Annotated in this window: 16 protein-coding genes; 6 read left to right on the top strand and 10 right to left on the bottom strand. The window is 65.8% G+C overall.

What is annotated here, in order from left to right; all coding sequences use genetic code 11:
• Position 1 precedes the first annotated feature (1 nt).
• Positions 2 to 871: a bile acid:sodium symporter family protein gene (locus JKF87_RS07485; protein ID WP_201098996.1), complete on the top strand. Its 870-nt coding sequence runs from the start codon at positions 2 to 4 to the stop codon at positions 869 to 871.
• Positions 872 to 877: 6 nt separating this feature from the next.
• Here JKF87_RS07485 and JKF87_RS07480 read toward each other — a convergent pair whose 3' ends face one another.
• The 7 genes from JKF87_RS07480 to JKF87_RS07450 all read right to left on the bottom strand — a co-directional run bounded on the left by JKF87_RS07480 (position 878) and on the right by JKF87_RS07450 (position 9,794).
• The gene (locus tag JKF87_RS07480; RefSeq protein ID WP_201098994.1) at positions 878 to 2,605 is read right to left on the bottom strand and encodes an AMP-binding protein; all 1,728 of its coding nucleotides are present in this window, start codon (positions 2,603 to 2,605) and stop codon (positions 878 to 880) included.
• Positions 2,602 to 3,888, bottom strand: a complete 1,287-nt coding sequence (locus JKF87_RS07475) for an acetyl-CoA C-acetyltransferase (protein ID WP_201098992.1) — start codon at positions 3,886 to 3,888, stop codon at positions 2,602 to 2,604. Before JKF87_RS07475 ends, JKF87_RS07480 begins: the two co-directional genes overlap by 4 nt.
• Complete coding sequence (locus JKF87_RS07470) at positions 3,885 to 4,793, bottom strand: MaoC family dehydratase (RefSeq protein ID WP_201098990.1); 909 nt, start codon at positions 4,791 to 4,793, stop codon at positions 3,885 to 3,887. The genes JKF87_RS07475 and JKF87_RS07470 overlap by 4 nt, the downstream gene beginning before the upstream one ends.
• The gene (locus JKF87_RS07465) at positions 4,790 to 6,118 is read right to left on the bottom strand and encodes a 3-oxoacyl-ACP reductase (protein WP_201098988.1); all 1,329 of its coding nucleotides are present in this window, start codon (positions 6,116 to 6,118) and stop codon (positions 4,790 to 4,792) included. Before JKF87_RS07465 ends, JKF87_RS07470 begins: the two co-directional genes overlap by 4 nt.
• Positions 6,118 to 8,610 carry an acyl-CoA dehydrogenase gene (locus JKF87_RS07460; protein ID WP_201098986.1) on the bottom strand — a complete coding sequence of 831 codons (2,493 nt, stop codon included), beginning with the start codon at positions 8,608 to 8,610 and terminating at the stop codon, positions 6,118 to 6,120. The genes JKF87_RS07465 and JKF87_RS07460 overlap by 1 nt, the downstream gene beginning before the upstream one ends.
• A 75-nt stretch (positions 8,611 to 8,685) precedes the next feature.
• Positions 8,686 to 9,123: a DUF2147 domain-containing protein gene (locus tag JKF87_RS07455; protein WP_201098983.1), complete on the bottom strand. Its 438-nt coding sequence runs from the start codon at positions 9,121 to 9,123 to the stop codon at positions 8,686 to 8,688.
• Positions 9,123 to 9,794 (bottom strand): Coq4 family protein, encoded by a 672-nt coding sequence (locus tag JKF87_RS07450; RefSeq protein WP_307417722.1) that lies wholly within the window; start codon positions 9,792 to 9,794, stop codon positions 9,123 to 9,125. Before JKF87_RS07450 ends, JKF87_RS07455 begins: the two co-directional genes overlap by 1 nt.
• Positions 9,795 to 9,984: 190 nt before the next feature.
• Here JKF87_RS07450 and JKF87_RS07445 point away from each other — a divergent pair, with 190 nt between their 5' ends.
• From JKF87_RS07445 to JKF87_RS07425, 5 genes are all read left to right on the top strand, one after another.
• Positions 9,985 to 10,599, top strand: a complete 615-nt coding sequence (locus JKF87_RS07445; protein ID WP_201098979.1) for a TetR/AcrR family transcriptional regulator — start codon at positions 9,985 to 9,987, stop codon at positions 10,597 to 10,599.
• Between the two features lie 460 nt (positions 10,600 to 11,059).
• Positions 11,060 to 11,608 (top strand): TetR/AcrR family transcriptional regulator, encoded by a 549-nt coding sequence (locus JKF87_RS07440; protein WP_201098977.1) that lies wholly within the window; start codon positions 11,060 to 11,062, stop codon positions 11,606 to 11,608.
• Between the two features lie 133 nt (positions 11,609 to 11,741).
• Positions 11,742 to 14,021 carry a TonB-dependent receptor gene (locus JKF87_RS07435; protein ID WP_201098975.1) on the top strand — a complete coding sequence of 760 codons (2,280 nt, stop codon included), beginning with the start codon at positions 11,742 to 11,744 and terminating at the stop codon, positions 14,019 to 14,021.
• Positions 14,022 to 14,124: 103 nt separating this feature from the next.
• Entirely contained in the window at positions 14,125 to 16,677 is a 2,553-nt protein-coding gene (locus JKF87_RS18580; protein WP_201098973.1) for an alpha-L-rhamnosidase-related protein, read from the top strand.
• Entirely contained in the window at positions 16,674 to 18,011 is a 1,338-nt protein-coding gene (locus JKF87_RS07425; protein ID WP_201098972.1) for an MFS transporter, read from the top strand. The genes JKF87_RS18580 and JKF87_RS07425 overlap by 4 nt, the downstream gene beginning before the upstream one ends.
• A 182-nt stretch (positions 18,012 to 18,193) precedes the next feature.
• Here JKF87_RS07425 and JKF87_RS07420 read toward each other — a convergent pair whose 3' ends face one another.
• From JKF87_RS07420 to JKF87_RS07410, 3 genes are all read right to left on the bottom strand, one after another.
• Entirely contained in the window at positions 18,194 to 19,219 is a 1,026-nt protein-coding gene (locus JKF87_RS07420; protein ID WP_201098970.1) for an amidohydrolase family protein, read from the bottom strand.
• 59 nt (positions 19,220 to 19,278) lie between these two features.
• Positions 19,279 to 21,234 carry a S9 family peptidase gene (locus JKF87_RS07415; protein WP_201098968.1) on the bottom strand — a complete coding sequence of 652 codons (1,956 nt, stop codon included), beginning with the start codon at positions 21,232 to 21,234 and terminating at the stop codon, positions 19,279 to 19,281.
• 88 nt (positions 21,235 to 21,322) lie between these two features.
• Positions 21,323 to 24,034 carry a TonB-dependent receptor domain-containing protein gene (locus JKF87_RS07410; protein ID WP_236261204.1) on the bottom strand — a complete coding sequence of 904 codons (2,712 nt, stop codon included), beginning with the start codon at positions 24,032 to 24,034 and terminating at the stop codon, positions 21,323 to 21,325.
• Positions 24,035 to 24,129: the final 95 nt, after the last annotated feature.

The raw sequence follows: 24,129 nt of genomic DNA, 5'->3' as shown, positions 1-24,129 counted from the left end.
TATGGGCTCGCCTTTGACCCTGATCGGGCTGCCGATCGCGCTGGGCATCATCATGTTCGGCCTGGGCCTAAGCCTGACGCCGTCCGACTTCGTGCGGGTGGGACGACAGCCCAAGGCGGCGGCGGTGGCGCTGGCGTGTCAGCTGCTCTTGCTGCCCGCCGTCTGTTTCGCACTGGTGCTGATCTTCCAGCTGCCGCCGATTCTGGCGGTTGGCATGATGCTGCTGGCGGCCTCGCCCGGCGGGACCACGGCCAATCTGTACAGCCATCTGTTCCGCGGCGACGTGGCCCTGAACATCAGCCTGACGGCGATCAACTCGGTCATTGCGGTCGTGACCCTGCCGGTCATCGTCAATCTGGCGGTGGCCTATTTCCAGCCCGGCGAGATGAAGGTCGGCCTGCAACTGACCAAGACCATCGAGGTCTTCATGATCGTGCTGGTCCCGGTGGCCATGGGAATGCTGGTGCGCGGGCTGAAGCCCGGCTTCGCCAGCGCCATGGACAAGCCGGTGCGGATCGCCTCGATCCTGATCCTGACGCTGGTGATCCTTGGCGCGGCGGCGTCCAGTCTGGATGTGCTGCTTGTCAACTTCCAGGCGCTGGCGGGGATCACCATCCTGTTCTGCCTGTTCAGTCTGGGCATCGGCTTCATCGTGCCGCGACTGCTGAAGATCGAGCGCCCGCAGGCCATCGCCAGCGCCTTCGAGGTCGGGCTGCACAACGCCACCCTGGCCATCGTCATCGCCCAGTCGGTGCTGCACAGCCCGGAGATGACCCTGCCCGGCGCGGTCTATGGGGTGTTGATGTTCCCGCTGGCGGCGGCGTTCGGCCTGCTGATCACGCGCAGGCGCACAGCGGCCGCAACCGTCTGATCGGCATCAGCCGCGCAGTTCGCGACGCAGCACCTTGCCCACCGCCGTCTTGGGCAGGGGTTCGCTGCGGAACTCCACGATGCGCGGCACCTTGTAGCCGGTCAGTTGCGCGCGGCAGTGGGCGATCAGCATCTCTTTCGTCAGGTCCGGCGAACGCGGCACGACGACAATCTTGATCCGCTCGCCCTGGGCTGCATCCGGCACGCCGACGGCGGCCACCTCCTCGACCAGAGGATGGCTGGCGACCACATCCTCGATCTCGCCCGGATAGACGTTGAAGCCGGACACAAGGATCATGTCCTTGATCCGGTCCACCAGACGCACCCGACCATCCGCCTGCATCACTCCGACATCGCCGGTCGCCAGCCAGCCGTCATCGGACAGGACCTTGGCGGTTTCGTCGGGCCGTTTCCAGTAACCCAGCATGACCTGCGGGCCGCGCACGCACAGTTCGCCCTCTTCATCGACCCCGGCCCAGCTTCCGTCTTCGCGGCGCATCCGCACCTCGGTCGAGGGGACCGGCAGGCCGACTGTTCCGTCGAAGCCCATCCCTTCCGGATGTTCCAGATCGACGCGGCCGATGCAGACCACCGGCGAGGTCTCCGTCAGGCCATAGCCGTCGATCAGGGGCGCGCCTGTCACAGCCTGCCATTCCTCAGCCACCACCCTCTGGGTCGCCATGCCCCCGGCGATGGTCAGATTCAGATCAGAGAAGTCACGATCGCGGAACGCCTTGCTCTTCATCAGACTGACGAACAGGGTGTTCAACCCCGTCATGCCGACGAAACGCTCCTTGCGCAGGATCCATTCCACCCGTTTCGCATCGCGCGGATTGGCGATCAGGATGTTGCGGCCGCCCGCCCCGATGAACATCATCAGGTTCGCCGTCAGTGAGAAGATATGGTACAGCGGCAGCATGGTGACATTGCCCAGCGGCCTTGTCTGATCGATCTGATCCAGCAGCCAGACCCGCCCCTGAATCGTATTGGCCAGGATGTTGCGATGGGTCAGCATCGCCCCCTTCGCCACGCCTGACGTGCCGCCCGTATATTGCAGGAAGGCGATGTCTTCGGGCCGCGTCTCTACGGCCTGCAGCCTCAGCCGGCGCGCACCGGCCATGACGCGCTTCCACCCATGGCTGCCCGGCAGGCGATAGGCGGGAACCAGCTTCTGAACGTGGCGCATCATGGCGCTGACGGCGGCGCCTTTCAGCCCGCCCATCATGTCGCCCATGGCGGTGACGACGACGTGGCGCAGGTCGGTTCCTTCGCGCGCCTGCTCCACCGTGGCGGCGAACATGTCCATGACCACGATGGCGACCGCACCGCTGTCCTTCAGCTGGTGGTTCAGTTCGCGCGGCGTGTAGAGCGGATTGACGTTGACCACCACCGCACCCGCGAACAGCACCCCGAACAGGGCCGCCGGATACTGCAGGCAGTTTGGCATCATCAGCGCCACCCGTTCGCCCGGCTGCACCCCGGCCGACTGAAGCCAGGCGCCGAACGCCTTGGCCGCCGTCAGCATGTCGCCATAGGTCACGGCGGAACCCAGACTGACGAAGCCGGGACGGTCGGCGAACTTCAGCGCATCCGCCTCGAACATCTGCTGCACCGAGGTCCAGCGCGCCAGTTCATCGTCGATGAAGACCGGCACGCCCGCGCGGTAGGATTTCGTCCAGAAACGCTCGGCCCACAGGCGGTCCATGTCTGCTGCGAGGTCGGGCGCAGGGCTCATTTCTCGACCACCGCGACCACGCCCTGCCCGCCTGCCGCGCAGATGGAGATCAGGCCCCGCCCGCCCCCATTGCGGTCGATCATGGCCGCCAGATTGGCCAGGATGCGCCCGCCCGTCGCCGCGAACGGATGCCCCGCCGCCAGGGAGCCGCCGTGGATGTTCAGTTTGGCGCGGTCGATCGCGCCCGGCGCTGCGCTCAGGCCCAGACGGGTGCGGGCGTAATCGTCATCCTCCCACGCCTTGAGGGTGCACAGCACCTGAGCGGCGAAGGCCTCGTGTATTTCGTAGAAGTCGAAATCCTGAAGCTTCAGATCCAGCCGCACCAACATGCGCGGAACCGCATAGGCGGGCGCCATCAGCAGCCCTTCATCTCCGCCGACGAAATCGACCGCCGCCGCCTCGCCCGTCCGCAGATAGGCCTGGATCGGCAGGCCTCGCGCCCTGGCCCAGTCCTCGCTGGCCAGAAGCACGGTCGAGGCGCCGTCGGTCAGCGGCGTGGAGTTGGCGGCTGTCAGGGTGCCATTCTCGCGGTCGAACACCGGCTTCATCGTCGCCAGTTTGACCGGATCAATATCGGGCCGAAGATTATTGTCCCGCTTCAGCCCGCGATAGGGAATGACCATGTCGTCGAACAGACCGGCCTCCCAGGCGGCGGCGGCGTTGCGGTGACTGGCGACGGCCAGGGCGTCCTGATCCTCACGCGCGATGTTCCAGCGCTTGGCCATCAGTTCGCAGTGCTCGCCCATCGACAGGCCGGTGCGCGGTTCGGCGTTGCGCGGCGGCTCCGGTTTGAACGGGGCAGTCAGACCGGCGCCCAGCAGGGCCTTGATCCGCCCGCCGGTCGTCTTCTCCCGGTTGGCGGCCAGCAGGGCCTTTCGGAACTTCTCATTCAGGCCGATGGGCGCATCCGAGGTTGTGTCCACCCCGCCCGCGATCCCGACCTCGATCTGGCCCAGGGCGATCTTGTTGCCGACCAGAATGGCGGCCTCAAGGCCCGTGCCGCAGGCCTGAGACACGTCATAGGCCGGGGTGTCCGCGCCGATGGTCGTGCCCAGCACGCTCTCGCGGGTCAGGGCGATGTCGCGCGACAGCTTCAGCACGGCCCCCGCCGCCACCTCGCCCAGTCGCTGGCCGTGCAGGTCGAAACGGTCCGCCAGCCCCTGCAGGGCGGCGGTCAGCATGTCCTGATTGGACGCCTCGGCATAGGCGGTGTTGGACCGGGCGAAGGGAATGCGGACGCCGCCGATGATGGCCACGCGGCGCGGTGCGGACACGGTCGTCATGATGAAGGGCCCTCTGGCGGCTGTGATGACAGGCTGGGTGACAGGTTCAGCCGCCCACGCAGATGGGTGCGCGTCCCGCCCATGTCCCGCACTTCAAAAAGATTGTTGGTTCTGACCGGCGGCGCGGCCTGAAGAACGATCGTGTCGCCCAGAAACACGGGCGACCGGAAAACGGCTTCGACCTCCGCCGTCTCCAGCGGCGCCTGGGGCGTCAGGGCGGCGATGGCGCGGGCCTTGGTCCACATGCCGTGGGCGATGGGACGTCGAAATCCGAACAGCCGCGCGCCGAGGCCTGAAGTATGGATCGGATTGGCGTCGCCGGACACCGCCGCATAGCGCCGCCCCAGATCGGGCGCCGGGCTCCAGGTCGCCAGCACCGATGCGCCGGACGGTGCGTCCAGCTCCGGAACCGTCGCGCCCCGTCCCTTCGGCCCGAGTTTCAGATAGATGCTCTGGCCTTCCCACACCGTCTGGCCGTCTCGTGTCGCTTCGGTCGTCAACGCGAAGGCCTGACCCTTGTCGTGCGCCAGCAAGGAGCCGACGCGCGTGGTCAGGTTCAGACGCTGACCGGCCTCAATCCGCGCCGTCTGTCGGATGCGATTATGGACGTGCACCAGCCCCACCGCCGGATAGGGGAAGTCCGCCCCCAGCATGATCCGCATCTGCAGCGGAAAGGACAGGATATGCGGCCAGGTGATCGGCACGCCCTGCTCGGGCGAGAAGCCACACAGCCGGGCGTAGGCGTCGATGGCCTGGGCCTCCAGAACCGCCTCACGCTGCAGTATTCGACGCGGCAGCACCGGCTGCGCAGGCGTCTTGCGCAACAGCCCGCGCACCGCGCCGCCGACCACCGCCAGACTGGACAGAGGCGCGTCGAACTGTTCGACCACGTCGTCCCCGATCATGCGCCCAGCAGGCTCTGGCCGCAGACGCGCACCACCTGCCCATTGACGCCGCCCGACTGGGGTTCGGCCAGCCAGGCGATGGTCTCGGCGACGTCCACGGGCTGACCGCCCTGGCCCATGCTGTTCATCCGCCGCCCGGCCTCGCGGATGGCGAAGGGAATGGCGGCGGTCATCTGGGTTTCGATAAAGCCCGGCGCCACCGCATTGATGGTGATCCCCTGCGCCGCCAGTTGCGGGGCCAGGCGACGAACCGCGCCGATCCAGCCCGCCTTGGACAGGGCGTAGTTGGTCTGCCCCGCATTTCCGGCGATCCCGCTGAGCGACGACACAGCGACGACCCGCCCGTTCGCGCGTAGGCCCCCGCCCGCGCCCAACGCCTGTGTAATCGTCAGGGGCGCCGTCAGATTGACCGCCATGACGCTGTCCCATTCGCGCGGCTCCATCCGGGCCAGGGTGCGGTCGCGGGTGACGCCCGCATTATGGACGACCACATCATAACCGCCCCGTGCTTGGGCATCCGCCAACAGGGTCTCAGCGGCGTTCGGCGCCGTGATGTCCAGCAACAGGGGTTCGACCCCGATCTCCGCCGCCAGATAGGTCAGGCGCACCTGCGCCCCCGGCAGGTCCAGCGCCGTGACCTGCGCCCCCTCTGCTGCGAACAGGCGGATGATGGCCTCGCCAATGCCCTGCGACGCGCCGGTGACCAGCACGCGCCGCCCGACATGGCCCAGAGCCTCAGGCGCAGCCGCAACGGGCGCAGACACGCGGATCGGCTGGCCCGTGACATAGGCTGAACGCGGCGACAGCAGGAAGGCCAGAGTGGTTTGCGCCGCATCCTCGGCGCCCGCATCGACATAGACCATATGCACGCCGATGCTGCGCCGCGCCTCCTTGGCCAGTGAGCGGACGAAACCCTCCAGCCCCCGCTGGATCGCCTCGCCCTCGGCGTCGGCCATGGCGTCCGGCGGGGTTCCGATGACGACGATGCGGCCATGCTCAACCACCGAACGCACGGCCTGATGGAAGAAGCGATACAGGGGTTGAACGGATGCAGCGTCGCGGCAGGCGGAGGCGTCGAACACCAGACCCCCGTAACGCACATCCGGCGACCAATCGGCATCGACCACTTGCGCATTGGCGGCGGCAAGACGAGCCAGAACAGCCGCCATCCGCCCCTCTTCATAGCCGCCCAGCAACAGCGGCCCGACGACGCCCGCCCCTGCATCCGCCCGCCGTTGCAATGGCGCGGGGCGCGGCAGACCCAGGCTTCCCGTCAGCCAGCCGCCAAGGCCGGAGTTGGCGAAATCCAGATAACGATCGCTCATCAGGCCGCCTTCTTCTTCGTCTTGACCGGGGCCAGGGCCGCCTCACGGCGCGCCAGACCCGCGGCCATGTCGAAGTCAGTCGGGAAGTCGTCGACCTGGATCGCCTGATCGGCATAGGCGGCGAAACGACCGATCAGGTCGCGTTCCTGCGCGTCGATCAGGCCCTTGCTCTCAACCTCTGCGGCCCAGTCGGCCAGCAGGGTCAGGTTCTGGGGCGCGCGAGTGATCCGGCCGCTGCGGATGGCGTCTTTCAGCCGCCGCTCGACCGCCTCGACCTGAGGATAGAGATCAAAGGCGGCCATGGTCGCGGCGATGGGATCAACCTCGACACGCGCCGTCCATGACCCGGCGACCAAACGGTCACGCGCCGAGCCATGGACCTGAATCAGACCGGCGACAGCGGCGGCGCAGCGATCATTCGGCTCCGGCGTGTTCAAGCCGAACGGCGCGCCGATCAGCTTCAGAAACAGGGCCGCGCCCCGGCTGGGATGATTGGCCAGAAGGCTACGCCATGCCGCACCCGCCCGCGCCAGTGCATCCTGCGTCGCCCAATGAACAAAGGGCAGATCCTCCGCCGGACGGCCTTCATCCTCGAACCGCTTCAACACGCTGGTCAGGATGAAAAGCTGGGACAGGATGTCGCCCAGCCGCCCCGTCAGCGCGCCCTTGCGCTTCAGCGCCCCGCCGACGGTCGCCATCGACAGGTCCGACGCCAGCGCCAGCAAGGTCGATAGGCGGGTCGTCGCACGGTAATAGCGTCGCAACTGCGGCGCCGCTCCGTGCGGCGCACCGATGAAGGCGCCGCCCGTCAGACCGAAGGTCAAAGCCCGCGCCATGTTGCGGAACAGGAAGCCGACATAGCCGAACAGGGCCGCATCAAACGGCTTGAGTTCACCCGCGCCTGCCGTCCGCATCAGGGTCAGGACATAGGGGTGGCAGCGGATCGCCCCCTGACCATAGATGATCAGGGTGCGGGTCATGATGTTGGCGCCCTCGACCGTGATGGCGACCGGAATCTGCTGATAGGCGCGGGCCAGGAAGTTGCCGGGGCCCATGCAGACGCCCTTGCCGCCGATCACGTCCATGCCGTCGTTGATGACGATGCGGGCGCGTTCGGTGACGTGGTATTTGGCGATGGCCGAGACGACCGAGGGCTTTTCACCCTGATCCAGCGCCGCCGCCGCCAGACGCCGCACGGCGTCGGTCGCGTACAGATGCCCCGCCATACGGGCGAGCGCTTCCTGCACCCCTTCGAAGGCGCCGATCGGTTGATTGAACTGACGGCGGATGGCGACATAGGCCCCGACCATGCCAACGGCCAGCTTGGACATGCCGACATTGGATGACGGCAGCGAAATCGCCCGCCCCGCCGCCAGACATTCCATCAGCATCCGCCAGCCTGCGCCGACCTGTTCGCGTCCGCCGATCACCATCTCCATCGGCACGAAGACGTCGTCACCGTTGGTCGGGCCGTTCTGGAAGACGGCGTTCAGGGGCCAGTGGCGCCGCCCGATGTTCACGCCCGGATGATCACGCGGGATGAGCACGCAGGTGATGCCCGGTTCAGTCTCGCCGCCCAGCAGACCGTCCGGGTCGATGGCGCGGAAGGCCAGACCCAGCACGGTCGCGACCGGCGCCAGGGTGATGTAGCGCTTGCGCCAGCTGATGCGGAAACCCAACGTCTCCTCGCCGTTCCACATCCCCTTGCAGACCACGCCCGTGTCGGTGATCGAGGCGGCGTCCGACCCGGCATAGGGATTGGTCAGGGCGAAACAGGGAATCTCCTGCCCTCGCGCCAGACGCGGCAGATAGTGGTTCTTCTGATCCTCCGTGCCGTAGTGCAGCAGCAGTTCCGCCGGCCCCAGAGAGTTCGGCACCATCACCGACACCGCCGCCGCAGAACACCGGGTCGACAGCTTCTGGATCACCTGACTGTGGGCGTAGGCCGAAAAGCCCAGGCCGCCATAGGCCTTGGGCACGATCATGCCCAGGAAGCCCTTGTCCTTGGCGTAGGCCCAGGCCTCGGGCGACAGGTCCTGCCAGACCGAGGTCGTCTCCCAGTCGTTGGCCAAATCACAGAGATGCTCAGTCTCGACGTCCAGGAACCGCTGCTCCTCGGCCGTCAGGCTGGGCGCGGGCGTGGACAGCAGCCGCCGCCAATCGGGCTTGCCGGCGAACAGTTCAGCATCCCACCAGACGTTGCCCGCCTCGACCGCCGCCTGTTCTGTGGCGCTCATGCGCGGCATGATCTGACGGAATCCCGCCATGGCCGGACGGGACAGAATGGCCCGCCGCAGCGGCCTGAACGTCAGCAGCAACAGCACCGGCGCGACGACGGCCGCCAAGACGCCCGCCGTCAGCGGCGAGACGATCTCCAAACCCCAGCCCGCCAAAACCCAGGCCGCGACGCCCAGCGCCCACCACGCCATCCGCGCCTGGTGAAACGTCAGGATGAAGCCGACGCCCAACGCGGCGCAAATCCAGATCAGCATAGTCCGCCCCCAACACCGCCGACCCCGTCAGCGGCACAGCCATTCAAAATTCGATCAAATGCCCCGCAACACCTGTCAGCGCAGGCGGGTCCAGGTCTGCGTCCGGCACAGCAGCGGCGCGATGCAGCCCCGCACGGCCAAACGATCTGCGCTGACCAGCTTCAACGTGCCGGTCGGCGCGCCCTGACCGGTTTCCGGGTCATACAGCGGCCCGCCGCTCCACTCCTGCGGTCCGCCGGAAAAGCCCTGCAGAACCAGCACGCCCTGCAGCGGGCGATCACGCAGAGCCGTGTTGCGGTTCCTGACGTCGCGCTGATCCGGATTGGCGCGCAGGGCGGCGGCGTCGGCCAGTCGCCCGCACAACTGGACGCCGCAGCGTTCGATCACGACCACGCCGTTCTGCGCCGAGGTGCGCCAGCGGCCCAAAATGGCGTCCCCGTCCTGAGCCGCCGCTGGAACAGGCGTCAACACGGCGCAGACGGCCGCAGCCAGCACCATAAACCCGCGCCGCATCAGCCTTTCCCGCCCTGATAGGCGTTGCGGACGGACGGCGGCACCTGATCGTACAGCGTCGGCGCCGAAATCTTCAGACGACGACGCGCCTGATCCAGCGGTTCGGCCAGCAGCTTTTCGTAATCCTCGCCCGGCAGCCAGGCGGCCCGGCGCCCGTTCCGCCACGCTTGCAGCACCGCCCGCGCGCACGGGTAGCCCGTGCGGGCGCGCATGAACTGCACCGCTATGCCGCCCGCGATCAGGCCGAAACCGGCGCTGCGGGTCTGAGGCAGGGAAAAGGCCACCACGCAGGCCTCGCCCAGCGCGTCGGAATGATAGCCGGTCAGCACGTGCCAGATGTCATGAACATCCCGCAGCCGCCGCGCGTACCAGGCGCGCGGATGCGCCGCCTCGATCTCGGTGTCCGCGACCTTGCGGCTGTCTTCCGCCAGCCCATAGGCGGTGAAATTCTGCGGATCGATGAAGGCGCAATAGGCGGCGCCGACCGTGCCTGGTTTGAACTGCGCCAGCCATTGGCGGTCCTGCAGCAGGTCCGACAGCTCCAGCCGCTCATAGGCCTGTTTGCCGCCTGCCGGGGTGTCCATCATGCGGCGATAGCCCCAGTCCGGCGAACGTCCCGACAGGGCGTTCATGATCTCGAACACCTGACGGGTGTCGTCCTTGTCCGCCACCAGACCTCGAAACGCCCGGAGCGCCCGTACAGGCTGCACCCGGCGCAGCGTGGCCGCAGATGGCTGCCGCGACACCGACGCCGCCCCCGAGCCCCCCTCCAAAGAGGGCGAAATTGCTGAAATCGCTTGCACTTGCCCACACCTCCCAAGAAGGTTAAACATACTATCTACATTATTGTCATTTACAGCCATGTCAATTGCAAAAATAGCCGCCCCGCGCCGACGTCGACGCACGCCCGACGAGGCCCGCCGCGAGGCGGTGGCCTCAGCCCGCCGTCTGCTGCTCGCGGGCGGACCTGACGCCATGACCCTGTCTGCCGTGGCGGCGGACATCGGCGTGACCCACGCCAACCTGATCCACCATTTCGGTTCTGCCGCAGGGCTCCAGTCGGCCCTGATGGGATCAATGGTCGCCGATCTGAACCAGGCGCTGACGACCGCCGTGGCCCGCCTGCGCACCGATGAGGGCGCGCCGCTGGAGCTGGTCAACGCCGTATTCGACGCCTTCCTCGAAGGCGGCGCGGGGCGGCTGGCGGCCTGGATCGCCATGTCGGGCGACCTGTCGCATCTGGAGCCTGTGCGCGAAGCCGTCCAGGACCTTGTCCACGCCATCGGCGAGAAGATGGGGGAAGGCGGTCATGCGCGCGAACGGATCGGCTCCGCCGTCCTCTTCATCGCCCTCACAGCCTTCGGCGAATCCCTGATCGGCGATCCGCTGCGCAACATGCTGGACCAGCCCGAGAACGCCACCCGGTCCGTGGTGGCCAGCCTGCTTCCCTATTTTGTCGGCAAAGCCGAGGTCTGAACCGGCCACCAGACAATGCATCAATACGACCTCAAGGCGAATTCGTATTGACATTTACGTTCATAGAGTGATCTTGAACGGGCATGGACGGGCCTGCGCAGACCTCAAGCGCGCGCCGTCCAGGCGAGGTTCCTGCTAAGAATCCCATGACCTTCCCGTCCAGGCTCGTTCTGGACGGGCTTTCTCATACAGCCGCGACTACATCCTCAATCGAATGTCCGATCCAACCACTTAGCGAACAGGTCCGGCCAAGTGATTGACGGCGGATACGAGACACCCAGACCGAAGCGTGGCCGACTTCATGAAAGAAGCGGGCCTCGAGGAAACAGAAGGCGCTGACTGAGAAGCTGGCCGTACAGCAAAGAACTGACTACGAAAGGCTATGATTCAAGCTGCGCCGACCTCTAAAAAGCCCGTTCGACGGAGTCAGGCGGAGCGCCGAGCCGATACACGACGCCGCGTGATCGACGCGACGACCATGTGCCTCTATCGCGTTGGATACAGCGCGGTTTCCTTTGCAATGGTGGCTGAAGAGGCAGGCGTCAGCCGGGGGATCATCACCTATCATTTCGCGACAAAGGCCGACCTGATGGTGGCGGTTCGCGACACGATCCAGCAGGACGAATTGCGGGCGCTGGAGGCGACACAAAGCCAGATAGGCGCGGCGGAATACCTGCGGCAGTTGCCGACGCTTGTGTTGAATGGAATGCGACGCGAACCAGCCATCGCCGTCAACGAAATCCTGCTGGCGGCGCGGGGCGATCCTGAACTGATCGGCAAGTTGCGCTCCATCGAAGAAGACATCGACAAGCGGACGCTGACGCGTCTTGAAGGCCTGTATCGTGAGGCAGGCATGGAGCCGCCGCACAATCTTCCAGCCGTAATCCGCCTGGCGATTTCGACGTTCCGAGGATTGGCCATTGCAGACCTGGCGCTGGGCGAGAGGGCGGACATAGACGCCAGCCTGGCCCTGTTCCGGAGCATGATGGCGCCCGTCCTCCCCCGCTAGGTCGCGCCTCAAATCACGATTTCTCGTGTCTGCAAAATACTGGCTGTTCGTCCAGCAAGTTTATGTTAGCGTTCGATCAAGGCCCGTGAACAGGGCCGCATCGGCGCCGACGAGCGCATCGGAGAGGATGACCATGAAGACCCAATTGATGTGCATGAGTTCGACCCTGGCCCTGGGTCTGGCGGCGCTGTCGGCGCCTGCACTTGCACAGACTACGCCGGACGCCGCCGCGCCCGAGGCCGCCGTTGTCGGCGACATCATCGTTACGGCCCAGCGTCGTAGCGAAACCCTGCAACGCGTTCCCGCCTCCGTCGAAGTATTGACCGGCGAGGCTCTGCAAGCTGCCCGCGTCAGCAACCTGGGCAATCTGCAGGAAGTATCGCCCAGCCTGGTGGTGACCCAGACCAACAACCCCAACGCTGCTGTCTTCACTGTTCGCGGCGTCGGCACCGCCGTCACAGACCGCGGCTTCGAGCAATCGGTCGGCGTCTATATCGACGGCGTGTTCCGCGGCCGTCCGGGCTCGGCCCTGCAGGATCTGCTGGACATCGAGCGCGTTGAGGTGCTGCGTGGACCGCAAAGCACCCTGTTCGGCCGCAACAACTCGGCCGGCGCCATCAACATCTCGACCAAGGCGCCGGACACGCACAACTTCGGCGCCTATGCCGAGGCGACCTACGGCAACTACAACACCGTCGAGGCGCGCCTGTCCGCCAATGTGCCGCTGATCGAGGACAAGCTGGCGCTGCGGGTGTCGCTGGGCACGGCCAGCCGCGACGGATTCAACAAGGCGCCGAACCTGCCCAAGGGCGACGTCAATGCTCAAGATCGTCAGAGCGCCCGCGCCCAACTGTACTGGACGCCGAACGACAACACCCGCGTTCGCGTGATCGCCGACTATTCGGAAGCGGACAACCGCTGCTGCGCGCCCGGTTTGTTGTTCATGTCCGACGCGGCGGTCAACGCACCTTTCGCCTTCCTGTCACGCGGCAACATGATCGGCTTTACGCCGCCGTCGGCTGGAACCGTGGGCGCATCGCCTTCCAACCCGGCCAACCCCGGCACAATCTACAATCCGTTCGATCGGATCACCTATCAGGACACCGAGGCCCGTGACACGACCACGGACAAAGGGCTGTCGGCCCAGATCGACCACGACTTCGGCAATCTGACGGTCACCGCCATCGGCGCGACGCGCCGGTTCAAATCCGCGCTTCAGGCCGATCTGGACGGCGTGGATTCCAAAATGATCTCGGCTGTGTCGCGTCCCGAGACCGACATCCGCGAGAACTCGGCCGAACTGCGCCTGCAGAACAACGACGGCGGCCCGCTGCAATATGTCGTCGGCGCCTACTACTTCGATCAGAAGATCGTGGACGACAACAATGTCAGCATCCTGATCCGCGCGAACAACGGCGTATTCAACTATTACAACTCGCACGCCATCGGCACGGCCAAGAGCGTCGCCGTGTTCGGTCAGGCCAGCTACGATCTGACCGAGACGCTGAAGGTGACCGGCGGCCTGCGCTACCTGGATGAGACCAAGAAGGCGGTCATCACCACCAACGGCGGCCTGTCCTTCCCCGGCACGGCGGAAATCTCGGGCGATGCGGTGATGGGGACGGCGGTTCTGGCCTATCAGCCGAACTCAGCGTCCAACTTCTATCTGCGGTTTGCGCGCGGTTACAAGTCGGCGGCGATCAACCTGCTGTTCACGTCGCCGCCTGCTTCGATCAGTCCGATTGCAGAGCCGGAGACGACGGACGCCTATGAACTCGGCGCCAAGCTGCGCATGTTCGAGGGCCGCGTCAGCACCAATGTGGCCCTCTACACCCAGACGGTGAAGGACCAGCAGGTCCAGGTGTTCAACGCCCAGACCAACGCCTTCGTCACCCTGAACGCTGCCGAAGTTCGCTCACGCGGTGTTGAGGCTGACGTGCGTTACCGCGCAACGTCCGACGTGACCTTCAACCTCAGCGCCAGCTATCTGGACGCCGAATACATGAGCTTCGCCGGCGCACCGCCGCAGGCAGGCAGTGCGTCGGCCAGTCAGGACCTGTCGGGCCGCACACCCGCCAAGGCCCCGCGCTGGACCCTTGTCGGCGGCGTCAATCTGGATCGCGACCTGTCGCGGGGCATGAGACTGCTGGGCAATATCAGCGTGCGTCACGCCAGCAGCCAGTACAACGACCTGGGGCTGACCGAGGCCTTCCGCAACGGCGACACCAATCTGGTCAGCGCCAGCGCCGAACTGGTTCTGGAAAACGGCGTCGGCATCCAGGTCTGGGGCCGCAACCTGACGGGTGAAGACTTCTACACCAGCGGCAACGCCCTGCCCGTCTCGAACGGCAGTCTTGCAGCCTATGTGAACGACCCGCGCACCTACGGGATCACCGTTCGCTACCGCTACTGATCCGGGCGACGGCTGCTGGTGCGAACCGGCAGCCGTTCTCGTCTGCGCCTTTGGCTGGCCGCGAAGGCCGCCCCTACCCTACGACACAGGGATACGACCTCTCGTGAAATCCGCCCGCGCCCCGTTCATCTGGACCCCTCGTCAGCCGATCGCTGAGGACCACCTGAAGGCCATCAAGGAAATACCGAGCCGCGATGATGGCGTGAACCGCTGGTTCCTGTTCCGCACTTCGGTTGATCTGGACGCGGTTCCGGCAGGGGCGATGACCGACATCACGGTTGATGGCCGTTATCTGCTGTATGTGAACGGGGTCGAGATTGGACGCGGCCCGGTGCGGTGCAGTCCGTTGGCGCAACGCTACGACACCTATGACCTGGCGCCGCACCTGAAGCCGGGGCGCAATGTGATTGCGGTGCTGGTCCATGCCTATGGCGTCGACACCGCCTTCCATGAGGGCGTTCGCGGCCTGTGGGCGCCGGTGTTTGGCGAGGGTGGTCTGTGGGTCGATGGACCTGTCGTCAACACACATGCTGTCTGGCGTTGCGTGCAGTCGACAGCGTGGGTGCAGGATGTCCCCCAGTCGAACGCCAGCCTGGGCTTCATCGAATGTCTGGACGCCAATCAGATCGACTCTGAGTGGACCTCGCTCGATTTCGACGATTCCAGTTGGGATCAGGCGCGTCCGCTGATCGCGGGCGGCGGCGGTCCTGAGTCTCTGTATCAAGGTCAGATGGTGCGACCGTTCCCGATCCTGGTTCCACGCGCCATGCCTGCACTGCGCGAACTGCCGGTGACAGCGACGGCGGTGCGGTGGGTGAAGGGGCAAATCCCGCAACCCGAACTGCCGATCTATACGCGCCTGTATGACGAGGTGCTGACGCCTGCCGCGCCCGATGCGGCGACGGATATAGAGGCCCTGCTGAACCCCGATGACGGGGTGACCATCATCCGCACGACAGACGGCGTGGACACAGCCTTCACACTCGACTTCGGGCGCATCTTCTCTGGCTATCCCTGTTTCGAAATCGAGGCTCAGGGCGGCGAGATCATCGAAGTCGGCTGCACCGAGCGGCTGCCCGGTGAATGGGGCGAAGGTGTTGATCCCGACGCCCGGATCGAGCGCCGTCCCTATCTGGGCACTGACGCCCATCTGGCCTGCTATGTGGCGCGGCCCGGCGTGCAGCGTTTCCAGAAGTTCGAATGGTGCGCCATCCGCTATATGCATGTGGTGGTGCGCAACGCCCCCGCTGGCCTGACTATCCGCAGCCTGGGCGCCGTCGAGACCCACTATCCGGTCGAGGAGCGTGGGGCCTTCTCCTGTTCTGATGAGATGCTGACGCGGCTGTGGGCGGCGGGCTCTTATACGCTGAAACAGTGCATGCATGACGCCTGGGAGGATTGCCCCAGCCGCGAGCAGCGTCAGTGGCTGGGCGACGTCACGGTGGAGAACCTGGCGGCGTCTGCGGCGTTCGGCGCGTCGGCCAATCCGTTGACGGCGAAATATCTGATCCAGGTGGCGGAGAGCCAGCGCTCGGACGGCCTGACCCAGATGTTCGCACCAGGCGACCACGGCCATAATGCGCGGCTGATCCCGGACTGGACCCTGCAATGGATACTATGCGCGCGGGACCACTGGGACCTGACCGGTGATCTGACGACCGTTGAGGAGATCTGGCCGTCGATCCAGAAGGCGCTGGGCTGGTTCGAGCGGATCGCCGGGCCGCATGGGCTGGTGGTGGACATGCCGTATTGGCACTTCATGGACTGGGCCGGTTTCGGGCGCGAGGCGCAGGCCCTGGCGCTGAATGCGCAACTGGCAGGCGCCTGTTCTTCGGCGGCGGTCATGGCGCGGGCGCTGGGCTTCGAGCGCGCGGCGAAAACCTATGACCAGCGCGCGTCAGACATCGTGGCCCGGCTGGATGCCGAGCATTGGGACGAGCAGCGCGGCGTCTGGGTCGACATGGTCGATCCGGCGACAGGCGAGCAGAACAGACGCACGTCGCAGCATGGCGTTGCGGCGCTGGCCCTGTGGGGCGCGGCGTCGGATGACCGCCTGAGCCGCGCCTTCGACTGGGCGACAGACCCCGCCCGCATCACCGCCACCCCCGCCCCGCCCGTGGTGCCGCACGGCACGGCGCTGGACGAAGAGAACGGCGTCGTCATGGCCAACACCTTCTACAGTCATTTCGTGTCCGAAGCCCTGGCCCGCCACGGTCGCCGCGATATCGCCCTGGCCAATATCCGTCAGCGGTTCGGCGGCATGATCGAGGCCGGATCGACGACCCTGTGGGAAGCCACGACATCGTGGGCCAGCCTGTGCCACGGCTTCTCGGCGTCGCCGACCTGGTTCCTGTCGCGCTATGTGCTGGGGATCGCACCCGCCACACCAGGCTTTGGCCGCATCGTCTTCAGCCCCGACCTGATTGATCTGGAGCACGCCCAGGGCGTGGTTCCCGCAGGTGCGCGCGACGTCCATGTCAGCCTGATCCGTACGGCCGACGGTTTCGACGCGACCGTGACCGGCGCGGGCGAGGACTGTGAAGTCGTCCCGGCCAGCGGCTTCCACATCCTCAGCATTCAACGTAACGGCGACCGTCTCGACGTCAGCTTTGCAAACGCGAACGCCGCCAGCCTTCCGGTTCTGGAAATCCAATGACCCACACCGCTTCACCTGCGGCCGAAAAACGCCTCGGCTCCGGTCGTCTCTGGATGTTCGCCAGTGCGGTCCTGCCGACCGCTCTGCTGGCCATTCCTTTGTCCGCCTATCTGCCGCCCCTCTATGCGACGCAGGTGGGGCTTAGCCTGACGACCATCGGACTGATCTTCATGGGCGCGCGGATTTTCGATGTGGTCATCGATCCGTTCATGGGAATGTTGACCGACAATACGCGCAGTCGTTTTGGCCGCCGTCGTCCATGGATCGTGCTGTCTGCGCCCCTGCTGATGCTGTCGGGGTGGGCGCTGTTCTTCCCGCCAGAGACGGCGACGGCCCTGTGGCTGATTGCGGCCCTGTTCGCCGTGACCCTGGCCAACACGATCCTGAGCATCACCCATATCGCCTGGAGCGCGGATGTGGCGGTCGGATACGACGACCGGTCGCGGGTGCAGGGCATTCTGCTGATGGCGACCATCGGGGGAACGCTGGCGGCCATGCTGTTGCCCGCCTTGCTGGAAGGCGGCGCCGCCGACCCCATCGCCCTGCGCGCGCATATCATCGGCTGGCTGATCATTGGGACGACGCCCCTCGTCATCGCCGCCGCTGCATGGGCGGGACGTGACAAGCCAGTGGCGGCGACTGCAGGCGAGGTCCGTATTCGCGAGAACCCGTTCCATGTCGTCGTCAACGCCATTCGCCGCCAGCCCTTCCTGGGCCGATTGCTGGCCGCAGACCTGTTGCAGGGTCTGGCGGGCGGCGTGCTGGGCGGCATGTCGATCTTCTACGCCGCCGCGAAGGGCATCAGCGAGCGCACCAGTCTGCTGATCCTGTGCTTCTATCTGTCGGGCGTCATCTTCGTGCCGTTGTGGATCCGTCTGAGCCGCAAGTTCGGCAAGGCCCGGACCATTGGCTGGTCCTCCATTCTGTCGATCGGCCTGATCCTGATCGTGGCCTTTACGCCGCCGGGACGCGTCGATCTGGCCTGCGCCGCATTTGCCGCCTTCGGCTCGACCATGGGGGTGTGGATCTTCCTGATGAAGTCCATCGTCTCCGATCTGGTGCATGACGAAGAGGTCGAAACGGGTCGCCCGCGCGCCGGAACCATGTTCGCCCTGTTCATCCTGACCCAGAAACTGGGCGCGGCCCTGGCCATTGGCGTGACCTATGTGGTGCTGGACCGCTGGGGCATCACCGGCGCTGGCACGATGAGCGCGGAGGCTGCACCCGGCGTTGTCGCCCTGATGACCGCCCCTGTGATCCTGGGTCATCTGGTCATGGCCGTCGTCACTCTGACCTGGAAGGGCGACAAACGCGGCACGCCTGCCATGGCCTGACGCCAGACACGAGATCGTTCAGGGGGTGAAGGCTCATGGCAGGTAGCCAAGCACTACGTTCAGAACGCATTGGCTGCACCGATTACAAACTGCCCCGCCCAACCGGGCGGCGAGCACCAATCATGGTCGGATGCTTGGCAGTGTCAGCATATTCATTGTCTAGTCGTTGAAATCGGATGCACTTAATACCGGCCGCCCGACAAAGTAGCGCAATACTTAATTCCAACACATGCACTGCGCACCATTGCCGCCTCGGTCGGGGTCAGGGGCAGACGGGCCAGGGCTCCGTTCAGATAGCCGTCCAACGGGCCTGAGAAGGGCCAGTCGGAGCCGGGGACGAAGCGGTCCACCCCGATGCGGCGCATCATGGCGACAAGGCGCGTCAGGTCGGCCTGGGACGTATCCGCCTTGAAGGTCTGGGCCAGGTCGAAATAGAGGTTCTGCTTCAACTCGGGTCGTTCGGCCAGGACGTCGGCGAACCCCTGCATCGCGCTCCAGGTGTTGTCGTCCAGACCGCCCCAGCCGCCGGAATGGGCGATGATGACGGGGACGCCTGCGGCCTGCGGCAGGACCTGATCCAGAAAGATGCGGACATCCTGCGCGCCGTAATCCGCGGCCCGGGTGCGCATGTGGATCAGGATCGGCATGTGCGCCTGACCGGCTGCGCGGAACACCGCCGCCAGATGGGCGACATCGGCCGGGTCGCGCAGATCGACGCCGGAATTGGTCAGGTGGATCTTCACCCCCGTCGCGAACGGATCATCCTTCCAGCGTGCGATCTCCGACAGGGCTGTGGGGGTCAGCGGATTGACGCCGATGAAGGCGACCAGTCGGTCCGGATGGGTCCGCGCCTGCATCACCGTGAAGGCGTTGGCGGTATGGACCAGCTGCGCCGCGTCCGGTCGCGGCGGGACCATCATCGGGCTTTCGGCCAGATAGGCCGTGGACATCATCCACGCCTTGCGCACCCCCGCCGCATCCATGTCCGCCAGCAGATCGTCGACGGTCAGCGGCTTGAGGAAGACCCCGGGACAGGCCCCTGCCCGCCCCAGGCTGCTGCAATAGCCCGGCAGGAAGGCGAGGATTTCGGGCGAATGGACGTGGACGTGGTGATCGACCGCCACCGGCGCTGCGGCAGGCTGGATCGTCGCGCAGGCGGCGAGCGCGATCGCGACCGCACCCGTCAGGGCGGCGAGTTTGAATGTCATGGGGGGATGGTCCGAAAAGCATGACGGGGCCGGCCGCAGCCAGCCCCGTTTGCGGGTCTTCAGCGGGCGGCTTCGCCCAGCAGGGTCTGTTTCCAGAACAGCAGGCTGGTCCAGAAGTAGTAGTCTTCGTTTTCCTTCTTGTGGAAACCGTGACCTTCGTTTTCGGCCAGCAGATGCCAGGCCGTGCCGCCATTCGCCCGCACCGCGCGGATGATCTGGTCGGCTTCGGACGCCGGCACGCGGGGGTCGTTGCCGCCGGTCGCCACCAGCAGAGGAATGCTGATCCGGTCCACGCTGTTCAGGGGCGAGATTTCCTGCAGCTTCGCGCGCTGGACGGGATCGCGCTCGTCGCCATATTCCACCCGACGCAGGTCGCGACGGTAGGACTGGGTGTTCTCAAGGAAGGTGACGAAGTTCGAGATGCCGACGTAGCAGCTGGCCCCCTTCAGCTGGTCGCTGTAGTGCACCGCCGTGGCGTAGCACATGTAGCCGCCATACGAGATGCCGGTCACGGCGAAGCGCGAGGCGTCCAGATCGGGGTTCTGCTTAAGCGCGTCCAGGAAGGCGCCGATGTCCTTGACCGTGTCCTCACGCTTGAACGGGCCGTTGTCCAGATTGACGAACCGGGCGCCATAACCCGACGAACCGCGCACATTCGGGAAGAACAGGGCCACGCCCAGCTCGTTCAGCAGATAGTTCTGCGGCCCCAGGAAGTCCGGGCGGGTCTGGCCTTCCGGCCCGCCGTGAATGTCGATGATCAGCGGACGCTTGCCGGGGAATTTCGCCGCGTCGGGGCGATAGAGGAAGCCCGAGATCACTTCGCCGTCGAAGCTGGGGATCTGCACCAGCTCCGGCTCGACATTGACGGCCGGGTCCAGACCGCCCGTCTCGCTGTGGGTCCACTGGGTCACGGCCAGGGTGCGGGGATCGACCGAGAAGGCGTCGCCCGGCGTACGGGCCGACGACATCGACAGGCCGATGGCGCCCCAGGGTGCGATCTCGATCGCATGGCCGATGCTGTAGGGGATCACGCCTGACGGCAGACCACTGACGGTGCGAACCGCCCCCGAAGACGTGTCCAGGATCTTCAGGCGCGATACGCCCGCCTCATTGACCGCATAGGCGATGAACGAGCCGTCAGGCGCGATGGCGTAGTCGCTGACATCCCAGCGCGGCTCAGTGCTGACCGGGGTGAAGCGACGATTGGAGATGCGGCCCAGCCGCAGGAAGTCAGAGTCCGCATTGGAGGTCGCCCAGATGGCGCCGTCCGGCCCGTATTGCGGATCGACGTAAGAGAATTCAGCACGCGGATTCGTCAGCTGCGTCATCCGCCCGCTGGCCAGGTCCAGTTCATAGACCTGCGCGTGATTGATCGACATCCGGTTCAGGACCAGGGCCTTGGCCCCGTCAGCCGAGAAGTCGGTGATGTTCCAGCCGCCGCCCGAGACCTGGGCCACCAGTCGGTCGCTGGAGGGATCGCGCGGATCAACGACATACAGGTCCATGTCTGCACCGTTGCGACGCGACGAGGCATAGCCGACCCGCTTGCCGTCGCGGCTCCAGGCGCCGAACCAGTTGCGGCTCTTGCCGTCGGTCACCAGCGTCAGGCGGCCCGAGGCCAGGGTGTAGAGTTGGTAGAATTCGTCGCCGCCATTGTCCTTCTGGACCACCAGCACGTCGCCGGAAGGCGACAGGGAGCCCGCCATCACTGGCTCATTCTCAAAACTGATCTGACGACGGGCGCCGTCAGGGCCTGCCACCGAATGGATCTGGTCGGTGGCGCCGAAGCGCGTCTTGATCAGCATTGAACGATCCGAGGCGTTCCATCCCAGGAAGGCGGCGCGACGCGACTGCAGATAGGGACGGGTCTCGTTGGCCAGCGCATCCGGCACGGACGGCAGGCCGTCGGCGACGATGGCGGCGGGCTTGGGAACCTCGGCCAGAGCCACAGGGGCCAGGGCGAGCGGCGCCGCCGACATGGCCAGAGCCAGGGCGAGCGAAAGGCGGGAGATCATGAGCGGCCTCTTCAGGCGGGAAGAAAAGGAGCCGCCGACTCCCGGGGTGGAGACCCGGGAGCCGACGACATGAGGTTCGGAACCAGAACTAGAAGCGGTACCGAGCCCCAACCGTGACGTACCGGCCGATTACATCGTAATACGGCGAGAACGACGCCCCCACGGGGGGTTCTTTGTCGAACAGGTTCGTGGCCTTGGCGTACAGTTCGACGCCGTCTGCGCCGTACTTCGCCAGGTCAGCCGTCACCCCCAGATCAACGTAGGTGAAGGCGTTGATGTGGTTGTTCGAAATAGGGACAGTGGAGTTGTAGTTGCCGGCCGAGATGTACCGGGCGCGCAGATCAACGCCGAACACTTCGCCCTTCCAGCCCAGGCTGGCGTTCAGGCGCAGCTTGGGCACGCCCAGACCGAACGCGTAGCCCTGCGACTTCACATATTCGATCTCATAGACGCCGTCGTCGGTGGTCAGGCTGTTCACCCAGGTGCCCACCAGACGCATCTTCAGACGACCCGTGGCGCCAGGCACCCACAGATCAGCCGCCGACGAATAGGACACCTCGGCGTCCACGCCGTCCGTCTGATAATTGGTCAGATTCACATAGGTGGACATGGTGCGGACCAGGTTGCCGCCCGCGTCACGCTCGATCTTGGCGCAGAGCTCGGCATTTCCCTTACTGCACCGGGTCACCAAATCCTGCGGCGCAATCGTGGTGATCACGTCGTCGATTGAGATATTGTAGTAGTCGAGCGACAGATTCAGACCGGGGATCGACGGAGGCGCATAGGTGAATCCGGCGGTGAAGGTGTCAGCCGTCTCGGGGCGCAGGTTGGGATTTCCGCCGCCGTTGTTCAGGGCGTAAACAAGAGGAACTTTATCCGGGTCATTTGGATCACGCGGCCCGTCGGGATCGCTGATCCAGTTCCAGCCCGTCGTCGTCGTGGTGAACAGTTCCGTCAGGTTGGCCGAACGGATGTCGCGCGACTGGGTGATCCGCCCGCGGAAGCCGGGGAAGAACTCGTTCGTGGCGCCGACCTTCCACGACCAGATCGAACCGGTGGTGTCGTAGTCGGAGATGCGAGCCGCCGCGTTGAACTGCAGATTATTCAGGACGGGCAAGTCACGAACGATCGGCACCAGAACTTCGGCGAAGGCCTCCTTGACGGTGAAATCACCCGACATGGCCGAGAAGCTGAAGGTCTTGAACGCCTTGGCGGCGTCCAGTTCGCCGACCGTCTGTTTGGTGGCTTCCTTGCGGGCTTCGAAGCCGAAGGCCACCGAGACATCGCCCGCCGGCAGGGTGACGGGTTCGCCGCGCAGGCTGAAGCCGACTGAGTCCAGCTTGGTCGTGGCGCGCTGCTGCGGCGTGCCGGTGACATAGTCGATGGCTTCCTGCGACGGCGAACCCAGGCCGAACAGATTGATCGGCACGCAGCCCGAGTTGGCGTTGGTCAGGGTGACGCGGCAGACCGGCTTGCCCGACACCGGGTCGATGACACTGTCCACAGCGTTGGCGAACTGGGTCTTCAGCAGGAAGCCTGGAGTGTCGATGTTGTTCTCGAACTCGCCGTGGCTGTAGTAGGCGCCCCAGCGCCAGTTACGGCCGAACTCGCCGTCCACCGCCAGGGTGGCCTGGGTCGTCAGACGCTCGAAGTCGATGGTCGAATACGACAGGTCCGAGTTGAAGCGGCCGAACTTGAAGCTGGTCTCGCCTGCGGCCGCCATGGCGCTGCGGATGGCGGGCGACAGGAAGGCGTTGTCGATGCCGATGGTCAGGTCGCCACGGTCGTGGTCGCCGAACCAGATGTAGTTGTTCCACATCCGCGAGTGGCGGATGTCGGCGGTGACGCGCAGGGTATCGCTGACCTCATAGGTCGCGCTGGCCATGGCGGTGTAGCGCTGCTGCGGCGTGACCAGCGGGCTCAGGTCATCGTTGGAAGGGCCTTCGCCGCCGACGGTGTTGGAGCCGCTCTTCGTACCGAAGTTGAACGGACGCAGCGTGCCGTCCGGGTTGAAGACCTTGCCGTTGTTGACGCCCGACAGGATCAGGCCGCCGTAGGCCGCATCGGCCATGCCGACGTTCGGCGTCAGGGCGCCGTTGACGGTCGCCCAGCGGCCGATGTTGGGGCGCGAGTTCTTCGGGATCACGCCGTCGTTGTTCAGATATTCGCCGCCGATGACGAAGTGGCCGCGCCCATTGGCGAAGCCACGTCCCCAGGCGCCCTCGTAACGCACCTGCTCGGCGTCGTCATAGGACGAGATTCCGTATTCGGCGCCCAGCTTGCCGCCGGTGAAGTTGCGGTCGATGCCGACATTGACCACGCCTGCCACAGCGCCCGAGCCCCAGGCCGCCGAGGCGCCGCCGGTCACGACGTCGACGCTCTTCACCAGAACCGACGGGATGCTGTTCAGGTCGTTTTCGCTGGAGACGCGGCGACCGTCGATCAGCACCAGGGTGCGGCTGATGCCCAGGCCGCGCAGGTCCACGGGCGCATTGCCTGCGCCGGTGTTGGTGCCGGTCGTCTGGGGCGAGGTGGTGGCGCGGAACTGGGGCATGTCGTTCAGCGCGGCAGCGATGTTGGGACGGGCGCCGACCGACAGGTCTTCGGCCGTCAGGCGCACGGTCGGGGTCGGGGCTTCAAAACCGGCGCGGTCGATGCGCGAGCCGGTGACGACGATGTCGCTGACGGATGCGGTCTGTTCCGGGGCGGGTTCTGCGGTCTGGGCCAGTGCGGCTCCGGCGCAGGACAGCAGGGCGATGGCGCTGCTGCAGCTGATCAGGCGGGTGTTCAAGCGAGACAAGACGAGATTCCTCATGGACGGCGGCGACGTCCCCTCCCAGGGAAGTCCGATGCGGTTCGGCGCTCTGACGGCGCCATTTCACCCCCGCTGTCTTC

Origin of the sequence: Brevundimonas nasdae (assembly GCF_016654005.1) — a bacterium.
In the GTDB taxonomy this organism is placed as follows: Bacteria; Pseudomonadota; Alphaproteobacteria; order Caulobacterales; family Caulobacteraceae; genus Brevundimonas; species Brevundimonas nasdae.
The sequence above is the reverse complement of the archived record's forward strand: the minus strand, read 5'-3'. Positions and strand labels throughout refer to the sequence as shown.